The organism is Dolosicoccus paucivorans (assembly GCF_900100125.1).
GTDB lineage: Bacteria > Bacillota > Bacilli > Lactobacillales > Aerococcaceae > Dolosicoccus > Dolosicoccus paucivorans.
The window spans coordinates 1-13737 of sequence record NZ_FNEL01000013.1 but is presented as its reverse complement, the minus strand read 5'-3'; the positions used below and the strand labels follow the sequence as shown (position 1 = coordinate 13737).

11 protein-coding genes, 1 riboswitch and 1 other annotated feature are annotated in these 13737 nt (G+C 37.8%); of the genes, 9 read left to right on the top strand and 2 right to left on the bottom strand.

From position 1 onward, the window contains the following. Positions 1 to 13: 13 nt before the first annotated feature. Positions 14 to 817: a hypothetical protein gene (locus BLR79_RS03260; RefSeq protein ID WP_092084824.1), complete on the bottom strand. Its 804-nt coding sequence runs from the start codon at positions 815 to 817 to the stop codon at positions 14 to 16. 104 nt (positions 818 to 921) lie between these two features. Continuing rightward, positions 922 to 1004, top strand: a riboswitch (SMK box riboswitch). On the opposite strand from BLR79_RS03260, the gene metK reads away from it, so the two are divergent. Further along, the gene (metK, locus tag BLR79_RS03255; RefSeq protein WP_092084821.1) at positions 1002 to 2183 is read left to right on the top strand and encodes a methionine adenosyltransferase; all 1182 of its coding nucleotides are present in this window, start codon (positions 1002 to 1004) and stop codon (positions 2181 to 2183) included. Its footprint overlaps the riboswitch before it by 3 nt. A 34-nt stretch (positions 2184 to 2217) precedes the next feature. On the opposite strand, the gene BLR79_RS03250 is transcribed toward metK, so the two are convergent. Then, complete coding sequence (locus BLR79_RS03250; protein ID WP_092084819.1) at positions 2218 to 2787, bottom strand: tRNA 5-(aminomethyl)-2-thiouridylate-methyltransferase MnmM; 570 nt, start codon at positions 2785 to 2787, stop codon at positions 2218 to 2220. Positions 2788 to 2940: 153 nt separating this feature from the next. On the opposite strand from BLR79_RS03250, the gene BLR79_RS03245 reads away from it, so the two are divergent. The 8 genes from BLR79_RS03245 to BLR79_RS03210 all read left to right on the top strand — a co-directional run bounded on the left by BLR79_RS03245 (position 2941) and on the right by BLR79_RS03210 (position 13600). Then, positions 2941 to 4302, top strand: a complete 1362-nt coding sequence (locus BLR79_RS03245) for a LysM peptidoglycan-binding domain-containing protein (RefSeq protein ID WP_092084817.1) — start codon at positions 2941 to 2943, stop codon at positions 4300 to 4302. 43 nt (positions 4303 to 4345) lie between these two features. After that, positions 4346 to 4550 (top strand) — a binding site (T-box leader). Between the two features lie 54 nt (positions 4551 to 4604). After that, the gene (leuS, locus tag BLR79_RS03240; protein WP_092084815.1) at positions 4605 to 7019 is read left to right on the top strand and encodes a leucine--tRNA ligase; all 2415 of its coding nucleotides are present in this window, start codon (positions 4605 to 4607) and stop codon (positions 7017 to 7019) included. An 11-nt stretch (positions 7020 to 7030) separates the two neighbouring features. Next, positions 7031 to 8974, top strand: coding sequence for a putative polysaccharide biosynthesis protein (locus tag BLR79_RS03235; protein ID WP_092084813.1), 1944 nt, complete (start codon positions 7031 to 7033; stop codon positions 8972 to 8974). Next, complete coding sequence (locus BLR79_RS03230) at positions 8974 to 9705, top strand: pseudouridine synthase (RefSeq protein WP_092084811.1); 732 nt, start codon at positions 8974 to 8976, stop codon at positions 9703 to 9705. The genes BLR79_RS03235 and BLR79_RS03230 overlap by 1 nt, the downstream gene beginning before the upstream one ends. A gap of 74 nt (positions 9706 to 9779) precedes the next feature. Continuing rightward, positions 9780 to 11180, top strand: a complete 1401-nt coding sequence (gene pepV, locus BLR79_RS03225) for a dipeptidase PepV (RefSeq protein WP_092084809.1) — start codon at positions 9780 to 9782, stop codon at positions 11178 to 11180. A 2-nt stretch (positions 11181 to 11182) separates the two neighbouring features. Continuing rightward, complete coding sequence (locus BLR79_RS03220) at positions 11183 to 11956, top strand: TrmH family RNA methyltransferase (protein WP_159427579.1); 774 nt, start codon at positions 11183 to 11185, stop codon at positions 11954 to 11956. Positions 11957 to 12046: 90 nt separating this feature from the next. After that, positions 12047 to 12562 carry an HD domain-containing protein gene (locus BLR79_RS03215; RefSeq protein ID WP_092084805.1) on the top strand — a complete coding sequence of 172 codons (516 nt, stop codon included), beginning with the start codon at positions 12047 to 12049 and terminating at the stop codon, positions 12560 to 12562. A 210-nt stretch (positions 12563 to 12772) separates the two neighbouring features. Beyond that, a complete protein-coding gene (locus BLR79_RS03210; protein ID WP_092084803.1) occupies positions 12773 to 13600 on the top strand; it encodes a pullulanase-associated domain-containing protein in 828 nt (275 codons plus the stop codon). Positions 13601 to 13737: the final 137 nt, after the last annotated feature.

The following is a 13737-nucleotide window of genomic DNA, read 5'->3' as shown; positions in this document are numbered from 1 at the left end:
AATCGGAGACATATTAAAATAAATAGCTAAGGCTGTAGAGTAATGCAAAGATTAAATGAATCGAGCCGAAGAAATTTAATTTGTTTTGAATTTCATGAATGGTTTTAGTAGTCACCAATAAAGGTAAAGCGAAACAGACAGTAGCGACTCCAAATAATATTTGAACTAAATAAAACGAATGACTTGGAAGGGAAAAATAAATCCCAATGACTGTTGCGACTAAAAATATACTTAACGCAATCAGTGAATGATGACGAGTAATCACCCGCGGTAGCGTTAATCGTTTAAAAACGAGGGATTGATATAACAAGATATCTTCAAAGTTGATCGCTAAACTCATTAAAGTAAGCGGAAGGAGTAACTTAATGAAGTGACTTGTTAAATGTTGGGTTTGAGCAGTATAGGCTATCGCATTTAAAACAAATCCTTGGAAAAAGGTATTAAGAAATACTGCGTAACCACTTTTAGAAATATTATAAGGAAAATATTGAAAGTGTAAGTAAGCAAGGTAGGTTGCTAACATAATACTTGCCGGCCAATAAATGTACCGAACAAGAAGTAGTGTTGTGATGAGTAGAATACTGTCTAAAACAATTAAAATACTTCGAGCCACAGTTTGAGAGCGATTTTTTTCTAAATCAAAAAAGTGGCTGACTAATTCGCTCACTAGAACAATAATATATAGTAAAATAAAATTAAGCCAATGCTTTGTAGTCAATTCTGTCATTCCAACAATTGTACCAAATAAAATAAACGCTAAAGGAGCTAGCAATATTTTTACGTATGGATTTTGTAACTTTTTAATGAGTTGCGCCATTGTCTAACCCTTTCATAGATAGTAATTTAAATTTGAATACTATTAGTTTAGCATAAAACACATCAAATGTTTACACATAGCGCGCGTTTTTTGTTATACTTCAATCTAGTTACAAAATATTCCCGAAAGGGCTCATCACGATGAGAATGCCTTGTAACCAAAAAATAGATGGGGGAATGAAAGAATGGAGAAACGTTTATTTACATCAGAATCAGTGACTGAAGGACATCCCGATAAAATAGCCGATCAAATTAGCGATGCGGTGTTGGATGAAATATTAACCCAAGACCCAAAGGCTCGCGTAGCTTGCGAAGTTGCGGTTAATACGGGGCTTGTTTTAGTCTTTGGAGAAATCACAACGACCGCTTACGTAGATATTCAACAAATTGTTCGCCAAACATTAAAAGACATTGGCTATACTAAACGAGAATATGGCTTTATGGCGGATGAAGTGGCGGTATTAGTCAGCATTGATGAACAGTCACCGGACATTGCTCAAGGGGTGGATGAAAGTTTAGAATCTAGACAAACCGATCATACACCATCTCTTGGAGCAGGTGACCAAGGAATTATGTTCGGCTACGCATCTGACCAAACAAAAGAGTGGATGCCAATGCCAATTGCTTTAAGTCACCGACTAGCTAAACGTTTAGCTAAGGTGAGAAAAGACGGTACTTTAGCTTACTTAGGTCCAGACGGTAAAACGCAAGTTACGGTGGAATATGATGAAAATAATCAACCTTACCGCGTAGATACGATTGTAGTGAGCTCGCAACATACTGAAGACATCACGCTAGAAGAATTAGAACAAGATATTAAACAACACGTCATTAATGAAGTGATTCCTAACGAGTGGTTAGACGAATCAACCAATATTTATATTAATCCAACCGGAAAATTTGTGATCGGTGGACCTAAAGGAGACTCTGGTTTAACCGGACGCAAAATTATTGTTGATACTTACGGCGGCTACGCTCGTCATGGAGGCGGCGCTTTTTCTGGAAAAGACGCAACAAAAGTAGACCGCTCAGCTAGTTACATGGCCCGTTATATTGCTAAAAACATTGTCGCAGCTGGGATTGCTAAAGAGTGTGAAATTCAATTATCCTACGCCATCGGTAAAGCCGAACCGACCTCTATTATGATTGAAACTTTTGGAACAAGTACCACACCTCAAGAAAAATTAGTAAAAGCAGTGCGTGAATTGTTTGATCTTACTCCATCAGGGATCATTCGCACATTAGAATTAGATCGTCCGATATTTAAACAAACTGCCGCTTATGGGCATTTTGGCCGCGATGATATTCAAGTGCCTTGGGAACAATTAGATCAAGTAGATGCTTTAAAAGACAAGTTATTATCATAATAAAAATCCTCCTATTTTTTGTAGGAGGATTTTTTCATTGAACAGAGCGTAATTTTTCAATGACAATAACAAAGGGTGGTTGGTTAATTTGATTAATAAATTGATAAGTTAATACTTGATAGAAGTATTGATTTAATTGGGATAAATGTTTTAATAAATACTCTTTTTCGACTTTTCCATTATCATGGCCCCAATAGACAACTAAGATAATTTGACCTTTAACTTCTAAACGATCAAGCAACTGATGGATGCTTTCTAAAGTTGACTCAGGTAAAGTCGTAATTGATTCGTCTCCACCTGGTAAATAACCTAAATTAAAAATTCCGCCATGAATAGTAGAAGGTAAGTACTCTTTTGCTTTAGCGTGAGAGTCGTGAATAAAAGTAACCATTGATGCATCTTCGTTTTCAAACTTCTTTTTAGATAAAGCGATGGCGTCTGATTGAATATCAAACCCATAAACATGACCTTGAAACTTAGGGTGATGAGCAATGTAGTACGTATCGTTTCCTTTACCTAATGTCGCATCTACAAAGGTTCCTTTCGGAAAGCGGTGAATTAATTCATTTAAAAGATGGTGACTATAAGCTAGTGCATTTAACATAAAAACTCCTCCAATGTTACAAAAGTGTAACGAATATTAAGTGTTGACAAAAAAGCTTAATTTATCAGATTTGTATCGATAAAAAAGATTATAATCTAGTATAGATATACTTTACACAATTATACACAAATTATAAATCAAGGGGGAATTTGAGTGAAGTTAAGACGTCGCGACATTATTAAACAGCGTCAACAAGAAACTTATCACCAACTACGCAAAGCCTTTTTGAAAAAGGTTAACATTGGTCTTGTTGCTTTTGCTTCAGGAAATATATCAACTCATTTAACACAAGACACACCAATCATTAAAGCGATGGAAGAACCTGGAAGCCAAGGCTTTTCTAAATCACAATTCTTAGATTTAGTGGCTCATTCAGCTCAATTAATTGCAGGTGAAAACGACCTTTATGCTTCAGTCATGATCGCTCAAGCCGCTCTTGAATCAGGTTGGGGTAATAGCGGTTTAGCGAGTGCACCAAACTATAATTTATTTGGTATTAAAGGGTCTTATAATAATCAAACTGTCGTTGTTGATACATTAGAAGATGACGGTTCAGGTCATTATTATCAAATTACAGATGGCTTTAGAAAATACAATAACTATGCCCAATCATTACAAGATTATGCTAATTTATTAACAGGTAATCACGATGAAACGAACTGGCGTTATAATTATTATTATGGGGCAAGAAAGAGTCAAACAAACTCTTATCAAGAAGCGACTGCTCACTTGACTGGTCGTTATGCAACGGATACGTCTTATGCTCAAAAATTGAACCGCATTATTCATGAAAATGATTTAACACGTTATGACGTAAGTTCTCAAAAAGTGGTGGCAACAGTTCATGAAATAGTAAAACCTACTTCACACACTTCATCATCAACCCACGAAGTACAAACGGGTGACACTTATTGGGCTATCGCTCAACGTTATAACGTATCTGTTAGTGAACTTCAGTCGTTAAATAATCATGCAGCGATTATTTATCCAGGTCAGCAACTCGTGTTACCGCAAATTCAAGAAACAACACCTGTAGAAAAAATTGAAGAAGTTGTCATTTCTTCTAATGAAAGTAGTCCTGTTGTTCAAAAAGGGCACTACACTGTTAAACCAGGCGATACAATGTGGCGTATTGCTCGTGTTTATGGAATGGACTTAGAGGAATTAAAGCAACTAAATAATACAACAAGCTCAATGTTACAAGTGGGTCAAAAGCTTCAAGTGAATAAACAATGGCCAAAACAAAATCAAAGTATACAAGAAGCGACGATCCAACCTGTTGAAGAGGTCACAACAACCAACGGCAACTTAATCGAACCATCATTTATTGAACTAGAGGTTGAAGACGCACCAACTATCATCGAAGAGCCAGCGGTTGAATCTCCAAATAGCCACGTTGTTCAAGCAGGCGATACACTTTATTCAATTGCTCAACGCAATGGTTTAGATGTTTATCAATTAATCGAAGACAATGGTTCAACGACTATCTTACCTGGTCAAGTCATTGAGTGGTAAAGCAATTGTTTCTTTGGTATAATAAATTCAACATTTGTAAATAAAACTTTTTAGAACTAGTAAATCTTTTATTCATCTTTAGAGAGTCTATGGGTGGTGAAAATAGACGATGAAGAAGATTGAACTCCTCTAAATAAAAGGCTCTTGTGAATTAGAGTAATAAGAGACGTTGCGCTGCGTTAAAGCGATGAAGGATATATGTTACAATATATTAAAATTAGGTGGTACCGCGATAAAACGCCCTATATTATGAAGATAATATAGGGTTTTTTATATATAGCGGAAAATTAGGAGGATAATGTATGGTCTATAATCATCAAGATATCGAGAAAAAATGGCAAAATTATTGGCAAGAACATGAAACGTTTAAAACAAAAGAACGTTCAGGCAATAAAAAGTTTTACGCTTTAGATATGTTCCCTTACCCTTCAGGTGACGGATTACACGTAGGACACCCAAAAAGCTATACCGCAACAGACATTGTCTCGCGTTTTAAGCGTGCTAGAGGGTATGATGTACTGCACCCAATGGGGTGGGATGCCTTTGGACTTCCAGCAGAACAGTACGCTTTAGATACAGGAAATGACCCAGCAGAATTTACGGACAAAAATATTCAAACCTTTAAGCGTCAAATTAAATCTTTAGGATTTAGTTACGACTGGGATCGCGAAGTAAATACAACGGATCCAGATTATTATAAATGGACCCAGTGGATTTTTACTAAATTATACGAAAAAGGTCTTGCCTATGAAGAAGAAGTGGCGGTTAACTGGTGTCCAGCGCTAGGGACGGTATTAGCTAACGAAGAAGTGATTGATGGTTTAAGTGAGCGCGGGGGACATCCTGTTTATCGTCGCCCAATGAAGCAATGGATGCTTCGTATTACAGCTTACGCTGATCGTTTACTTGACGACTTAGACACACTGGATTGGCCAGAAAGCTTAAAAGAAATGCAACGTAATTGGATTGGCCGCTCAACAGGGGCAACAGTTCGCTTTGACATTCAAGGACTTGAAGATGAAGTGGTCGAAGCATTTACAACTCGCGCAGATACTTTATTTGGTGTTAGCTACGTTGTATTAGCTCCAGAACATTCATTAGTAGATAAAGTAACCACTCCTGAGCAACAAGAATTGGTTGATGCGTACCGTGAAAAAGTCGAAAAGATGAGTGACTTAGAGCGAACCGATTTAAACGAAGATAAAACCGGAGTCTTTACCGGAGGGTACGTGATTCATCCTGTGACTGGAGAAGAATTACCTATTTGGATTGGCGACTACGTATTAGCTTCTTACGGTACTGGAGCGGTGATGGCTGTTCCAGCCCACGATGAGCGCGATTATGAATTTGCGACAAAATACGAACTACCGATTCGCCAAGTGATTGAAACGACTGAAGAATTACCTTACGCAGGCGAAGGGAAAGTCATAAACTCTGACTTTTTAAATGGTTTAGAAAATACTAAAGCCATTGAAGTAATGACTGACTGGCTGAAAGACCATGGTAAAGGTAAGGGAACGGTTAATTATCGCCTAAGAGATTGGCTATTTTCTCGTCAACGTTATTGGGGTGAGCCAATTCCAATTATTCACTGGGAAGATGGGACAACAACTGCGGTACCTGAAGAAGAATTACCTGTTATTTTACCAAAAGCAACAGACATTCATCCTTCTGGAACAGGAGAGTCGCCTTTAGCTAATATTACCGATTGGCTAGAAGTGGTGGACCCAGAAACGGGTACGAAGGGCCGTCGTGAAACGAATACAATGCCGCAATGGGCAGGTAGTTCATGGTATTATATTCGCTATATCGACCCTCATAACCAAGAAGCTTTAGTAGACCCAGAAAAAGCTAAAAAATGGCTACCTGTTGATCTTTATATTGGAGGAGCCGAACACGCGGTACTTCACTTACTGTATGCACGTTTCTGGTATAAATTCTTATATGATTTAGGCATTGTTCCGACTAAAGAGCCGTTCCAAAAACTATTTAACCAAGGAATGATTCTTGGTGAAGGAAATGTTAAGATGTCTAAATCCCTTGGAAACGTTATTAACCCAGACGATGTAGTCGAAGAATATGGTGCGGATACGCTACGAGTCTACGAAATGTTTATGGGGCCTCTTGATGCATCCATTGCTTGGAGTAATGAAGGCTTACCAGGAACGCGTCGCTTCTTAGACCGCGTGTGGCGTCTATTTATTGATACGCAAACAGATGAGTTGAATGAAACGATCCAAGACAAACCAAATGATGAGTTAAGTCGCGTGTATCATCAAACAGTCAAAAAAGTAACCCATGAAATTGAGAATTTGCATTTTAACACAGCCATTTCACAACTTATGATTTTTGTTAACGAAGCAAGAAATCAATCTGTGATTCCACTAGAATATGCTAAAGGATTTGTTCAAATGCTAGCTCCATTTGCTCCTCACTTAGGAGAGGAATTATGGGCTCGTCTAGGGCAACCATCAAGTATTTCTGAAGTACCTTGGCCGACTTATGATGAAAGTCAACTGCAAGAAGCAGAAGTGGAAATCGCAGTTCAAATTAATGGTAAAGTTCGTGCTCGTTTAATGATGGATGCAAGTCTTTCAAAAGAAGCAATGGAAGAAGAAGTCTTAAATAACGAACAAGTAAAAGAAAGTATTCAAGGCAAAACGATTCGTAAAGTCATTGTCGTTCCAAATCGCTTAGTCAACATTGTGGCTAATTAAGGAGGAATTCTATGAAAAAGAATCATTTGCATGAAGATTCGTCTGATTTAGATTATGAAAAGACGATGCAATTAACGAAGGAGGACATGGAGTTATTGAAAAAAGAGTTCAATAACTCTGATACTTCCTCTTCGGCGGACGTCGTTGAAGAATTAATTGAAACGTATGAATTAGATGAAGACGATTGGGATGAAGAAGCTCTTCAAGCTTTTGACGATGAAGTTTCAAGCAATACCCAAGTTTTCCGTGAACCTATCTTGACCGACTCCGTGTTGGAAGAGCATCTAACGAATGAGGACATTACGGTAGATTATCAAAACGAGGAAGAAGAATCTACAAAAGAATCGAACTACGTTAAAGGAGCTGCCTGGTTAACAGCTGGGGAGATTTTCTCTCGCATTTTAGGAGCGCTTTACGTCATTCCTTGGGCAACATGGCTAGGACAAGAATATGTTCAAGCTAACTCGTTGTTTAGTATTGGATATAAACCCTATACTTTATTTCTAGCAGTAGCCACAGCAGGGTTTCCAAGTGCGATTGCTAAACAAATGGCAAAGTATCACTCTAAAAGAGAGTACAAAACAGCTCACAAGCTCTTTAGACATAGTTCAACAATTATGTTAGTAACAGGCTTTGTTTCAGCAAGTATTTTATTCTTTTTAGCGCCAATATTAGCGGCAGGATCTGCCACAGATAATCCGGAAGCGGCGACATTTGTTATTCGCTCCCTTGTGCCTGCTTTATTTATTTTACCGATGATGAGTTTATTAAGAGGTTACTTCCAAGGCTTAAACAATATGCAGCCGACAGCTGTTTCACAAATTATTGAACAAGTGGCTCGTGTGTTTTATATGTTAACCGCAACCTATGCGATTATGAAAGTTTACTCAGGTAATGTGACTCAAGCGGTCGTTCATTCAACCTTTGCAGCCTTTGTTGGAGCTGCTTGTTCGTTAATTTATTTAGCTTTCTTATATGTTAAGCAACGTAAGAAAATGGCTTTATTAATCGAACGAAGTACTGACGAGGAAACATTAACATTTGGTCAAAGCTTACAGATGATGTTAGTGGATAGTGTACCTTTTGTTTTATTAGGCTCAGGTATTATTATCGCGCAAATTATCGACCTATACAGCTTCAGACAGATTTTAGAGTTTACGTCATTATTGACTCGTAAAGAAATTAGTATTTTGTATGGAGCATTATCTTTAGACGTTGATAAATTAATTATGATTGTTATTTCATTAGCAGTTGCCTTAGCATCTTCTTCTATTCCTGCGATCACTAGTTTATTCGCAGTAGAAGATTACCGAGGAACGCAACAGTTGATTCAACATATCGTTAAAGTATTCAGCTTTATTATGTTCCCAGCAGCTATTGGAATGGCAACGATTGCTCATGATGTGTATTATTTCTTTTATCCATCTGGAAGTACTGTAGGACCTAGTTTACTCGTTTCAGCGAGTGCTTTAAGTATTGTATTAGGTGCATATACCATCTTTTCGACCATGCTTCAATCAATGAACTTTAGAAAGTATGCGATTTCCTATTTAATGTTAGGACTGATTGCTAAATTACTTCTTCAGTTCCCAATGATTGCCTTTTTCCATGCTCACGGTGCAATTTGGTCAACAATGATTGGCTTTTTAGTAGCGGGTATTTTTATGTGGATCCGAATTCAAAAAGAAGTAGCTATCGATTATGCCGATGTTATTCCATCTTTAACAAAAATCATTACGGTTGCGGTATTAATGGGGGTAGCGACGACTTTCTGGAATCAGATTTTAAGTCAAATTTTACCTGGCGAGACACGTATGATGCTACTGTTAAGAATTGTTATTACTGTTTTAATGGGAGCTTTAGTGTACGGACTAGGAATGGCTTTAACTGGCCAATTAAGTTTAATTTTAGGGGATAAATATAAAGAAACCTTAGATAAAATAAGGGTGATTTAATGCGATTAGATAAATTATTAGCTCATACAGGTTACGGTACACGTAAATCAGTACAAAAGTTACTAAAAGAAGGCGTGGTAACCGTTAACGGCAAAGTTGCTAAAAAAGGGAGCGATAAAGTAGATCCTAAAGTAGACGAAGTGGTTATTTTTGATGAAATGGTTCATTATCAAAAGTACTATTACATTATGCTAAACAAACCGCAAGGTATTATTAGTGCTACTGAAGATGCTGTTCATGAAACAGTAATTGACTGGTTAGGGCCGGAATTTTGGCATATTGACTTGTTTCCAGTAGGTCGTTTAGATAAAGATACGACAGGGTTATTACTCATTACAAATAACGGTCAATTAGCCCACCAACTGTTAAGTCCTAGAAAAAAGGTGACGAAACGTTATCAAGCTTTAGTCAGCGGGATTGTGGATGAAGAAGATATTCGACGCTTTGAAGAAGGGCTCGATCTAGGCGACTTTATTACCCAACCAGCTAAACTAACAGTTGTTGATGTAAGACAAGCTTTGGAACAGACGTGGATTGAAGTAGAAATTGTAGAAGGAAAATTCCATCAAGTTAAACGAATGTTTGAAGCAGTAGACAAAGAAGTATTAGAGCTTCACCGTCTATCTATGGGACCTTTAGTCTTAGATGATGAACTACTAGAAGGCGATTTTCGCTTATTAACTCCTCAAGAGATGGAGAAACTTAAACCTTATGGTTTAATTGAAGAATAGTATGATTAAACTGATTCTCCTTAATTGAGCTCACTCATTAAGGAGAATTTTTATTAAAAAGAAAAGGAAGAGATATGATGACAATTAATTGGTTAGAAGAAGTCGAAAAAAGAAAAGACGAGTTATTCGCTGACTTATTTAGACAATTAAAAATTGCTTCAGTTCGCGAAGATGATAAAGCGACTAAAGAAGCGCCAGTTGGTCCTGGACCTCGTCAAGCATTAGACGACTTTATGTCGATGGCTAAAGAGGATGGATTTAAAACAAAAAGTTTTGAACCGTGGGCTGGTCGCATTGAAATGGGTGAAGGAGATGAGTTAGTCGGAATTATTGGTCACTTAGACGTCGTCCCGGCTGGAAGTGGTTGGGAGACAGATCCTTTTGATCCTGTCATTAAAAATGACCGTATCTATGCTCGTGGTTCAAGTGACGATAAAGGGCCAACAATTGCTGCTTATATGGCTTTAAAAATCTTGAGAGATTTAGATGTAGAGTTGAATAAACGTGTTCATTTAATTGTCGGAACGGATGAAGAAAGTGGCTGGCAATGTATGGACTATTATTTTGAGCATGCTGAAATGCCAAGCATTGGTTTCTCTCCTGACGCAGTATTTCCTATTATTAACGGGGAAAAAGGAAACGTCTCTTTAATTATAACTTCTAAAAACACAGACAATAGCGACTCCAATCGATTAGTAACCTTTGACGCTGGGTTACGGGAAAACATGGTACCAGAAAGTGCCACAGCTGTTGTTCAATTACAAAACGATCATCTAGAAGAAGAGTTTGAAAAATATTTAAATCAACATAAACTAGATGGAACAATTGAGGCAAATGATCAAGGATGGAAGTTGACCTTAGTAGGTAAATCCGCCCACGGTTCAACGCCAGAACAAGGAGTCAATGGAGCGACCTATTTAGCCAACTTTTTAAAAGAGTATTCTTTTGATAAAGCAAGCCGAGACTTTTTACAACTTGTGGGTGACGTCTTGCATGATAACTTTGACGGTTCAAGTTTAAATATCGATCACGTACATGACGTAATGGGACCTCTTAGCGCTAACGTTGGGTTAGTTAACTACAACGACCAAGAAGGAACCAATGTGACAGTGAACTTACGTTTCCCAGAAGGTATTACACCACAAGAGATTTTAGAACGCGCTCAAGAAACATTAAAAGATTTACCTTTTGAAGTAGCTATGAGTGACTTTAAAGAGCCTCATTACGTACCAGCAGATGATCCGTTAGTACAGACCTTACTCGATGTTTATCATGATCATACTGGCTTACCGGCTCACGAGATGACCATTGGGGGAGGAACATTTGGTCGTTTATTACCTAAAGGTGTGGCTTACGGGGCGTTATTCCCAGACTCAATCGATACAATGCATCAAGCCAATGAATTTATTGCGATCGAAGATTTATTAAAAGCAACGGCTATTTATGCCGATGCTATTTATCGCTTAACACGCTAATGATGATTCAACTGATTCAATCCTCCCAAAACAAACAATTTAAAGACTGGAAGAAACTTCTTCAAACAAGAGGACGTAAAAAGCAACAACGTTATTTAGTTGAAGGAATTCATCTAGTTCAAGAAGCGTTAAAAACTAATCAGTCCCTTGATGGTATTTTAGTCACTGAAGACTTTTTAAAACATAATGAAGTGGATTTAAAAGAAATACAGCAATCAATTTATCAGTTGCCTTCTTCATTATTTAATGAACTCGCTCAAACAAAAACACCTCAAGGAATTATAGCAGTCGTTAACGACCGACCTTTAAAGCAACCAGAACAATGGACGGGACGCTTGTTACTTATTGATGCGGTTCAAGACCCAGGAAATTTAGGCACCATGATCCGAACAGCTCATGGAGCAGGATATGATGGAGTTATATTAGGTAAGGGAACGGTAGATTACTTAAACGATAAAGTGATTCGTTCCACCCAAGGCTCTGTGTGGCATATCCCCATTTACGAAGCTGATTTAGACACGGTTATTAGCGATTTAAAAAAGCAAAAGCATCCTGTATACGCTACAGCTTTGAATCAACAGGCAGTCAGTTATGCTCAAGTTGACTATCCTAGTTCTTTTGGAATTATTGTGGGGAATGAAGGACAAGGTGTCAATCCTCAATTCATTAACCAAGCCACCCAATCTATTTATATTCCTATGCCAGGTCAAGCAGAATCTTTAAACGTAGCGGTAGCCACAGGGATTCTATTATTCCATAACGTCATTAAAGATTAAGAAACTCTTTTATTTTCTATTTTTAGTAGCTTTTTGGTTGGCCTAAAAGGTATAATATAAAATAGGTCAAATAATTAAGGAGGCGGACGTATGAATGTAAATTGGCAAAATGATGCAGAATATGTTGCGTTAGTAGAGGACTTAATGAACCACGAACACGTCCAGCGTCTGGATCAATTTGTACACCATCACATTACAACCCGTCTAGCTCATTCGATCTCTGTATCTTATCACAGCTATCGTTGGGCGAAACGCTTTGGATTAGACACGCGCTCGATTGCACGAGCTGCGTTACTACATGACTTATTTTTCTACGAATGTGCTAATAATAAATGTCACGTAGGTGGCAAAGGACATAATTTTGAACACCCTCGTATTGCTTTAGCCAATGCATTACAAATTACAGATCTATCAGATAAAGAACGAGACATTATTTTGAAACATATGGCAGGAGCGACACTAGACATGCCGCGCTACGCTGAAAGTTTCATTGTTTCGTTAGTTGATAAACGCTGTGCGATGGTCGAAGCGAGTTGGTTTGTTCGCGTAAGAATGAGCGGTTACCTTGCTCAATTACGTAAATGGGCCGGCCAGCCAATTATTTAACTTTTACAATTAATCCTGTTGATGAAGTCTACTTTTGTAGCCCTTCATCGACAGGATTTTTGTTTTAGGAAGAATATTTCATATTTTGTGAAAACGCTTTCAAAAAATATTGACTTTCTAGAACTCCTCGATTACAATCGTTAATGAAAGCGCTTCATTATAATGGGCGCAATTATGAAAACGTTTTACTAACGATAGAGGAGAATCGAAATGGGGAAAAATAACCAACATAGGCAATCAAAAGTAAAGCAACAATCATTTAGTATTCGCAAATTTAATGGAAAGGTCCTTTCTTTAGCGATTGGTACGACCTTTCTATTAAGTCTTCCTTTAGGAAAAACGATTCAGGCAAGTGAAGAATCAATCAATTTAGACTCGTTATCAGACGTAGCGGTGAGTCAAACAGTTGACCCGGCAGAAGTATCAGTAGAAGCGGTGGATCATGAAGCATCAATGGTTCAAGAAGAACCTGCCATTGAAGAAGGACATTTTCGTATTCATGTCCCTAAAGAAGTCGTAAATGAAGACCAACCAGATGATACAAAGCTTTGGTTATGGGGAGGCGTTAAAGAGCCTTCAGGAGAAAACGGCAAACCACAATGGCCAAACGGCGAAGCTCTGGCTAAAGAACATCAAACAAACTACGGCTACTACTATGACGTGCCACAATCAAAAACAGCGGAAGATATTAATTTCTTAGTCATTCAACAAGGGAAAAAAATCACTCAAGCGGATCAAAAGATCCCCTTAACAATTCCTAAGATGAATGAAGTCTATTTAGATAAAGATTTTAATCAACATTATTACGCTCCTTTACAAGATGAAAATTTACTAAAGATTAACTACTACCGCGAAGATGGTAACTATCAAAATTACCGTCTATGGATTTGGGGCGATGTTGAATCGAAAAGTGAAGACGTTAGTCACTGGCCTCATGGACAAGTCTTTGACCTTGACCCTAAATATGGTGGGTCAAGTTTAGTTCGGTTAAGTAAAGGATTACAATCAAACTTGTCGTTGAAATATGATGTTTCTTAGCGAGTAATGTGTAACCTAATGTCCCATTTAGATACTCTTCGACAACCTTTAATTTGAATTCATATGAATACTTTTGTGACACAAAAATGACCCCCGTAAAGTTAGATTTTTAACTCTAACTTTCGGGGGTCACCTCA

Bases quoted from the DNA above. Each gene is read 5' to 3' on its own strand.
- BLR79_RS03230 (WP_092084811.1), top strand. From the start codon at position 8,974: ATGCGATTAGATAAATTATTAGCTCATACAGGTTACGGTACACGTAAA.
- BLR79_RS03250 (WP_092084819.1), bottom strand. From the start codon at position 2,787: ATGTTAAATGCACTAGCTTATAGTCACCATCTTTTAAATGAATTAATT.
- BLR79_RS03210 (WP_092084803.1), top strand. From the start codon at position 12,773: ATGGGGAAAAATAACCAACATAGGCAATCAAAAGTAAAGCAACAATCA.
- BLR79_RS03215 (WP_092084805.1), top strand. From the start codon at position 12,047: ATGAATGTAAATTGGCAAAATGATGCAGAATATGTTGCGTTAGTAGAG.
- BLR79_RS03260 (WP_092084824.1), bottom strand. From the start codon at position 817: ATGGCGCAACTCATTAAAAAGTTACAAAATCCATACGTAAAAATATTG.
- BLR79_RS03220 (WP_159427579.1), top strand. From the start codon at position 11,183: ATGATTCAACTGATTCAATCCTCCCAAAACAAACAATTTAAAGACTGG.
- BLR79_RS03235 (WP_092084813.1), top strand. From the start codon at position 7,031: ATGAAAAAGAATCATTTGCATGAAGATTCGTCTGATTTAGATTATGAA.
- leuS (WP_092084815.1), top strand. From the start codon at position 4,605: ATGGTCTATAATCATCAAGATATCGAGAAAAAATGGCAAAATTATTGG.
- metK (WP_092084821.1), top strand. From the start codon at position 1,002: ATGGAGAAACGTTTATTTACATCAGAATCAGTGACTGAAGGACATCCC.
- pepV (WP_092084809.1), top strand. From the start codon at position 9,780: ATGATGACAATTAATTGGTTAGAAGAAGTCGAAAAAAGAAAAGACGAG.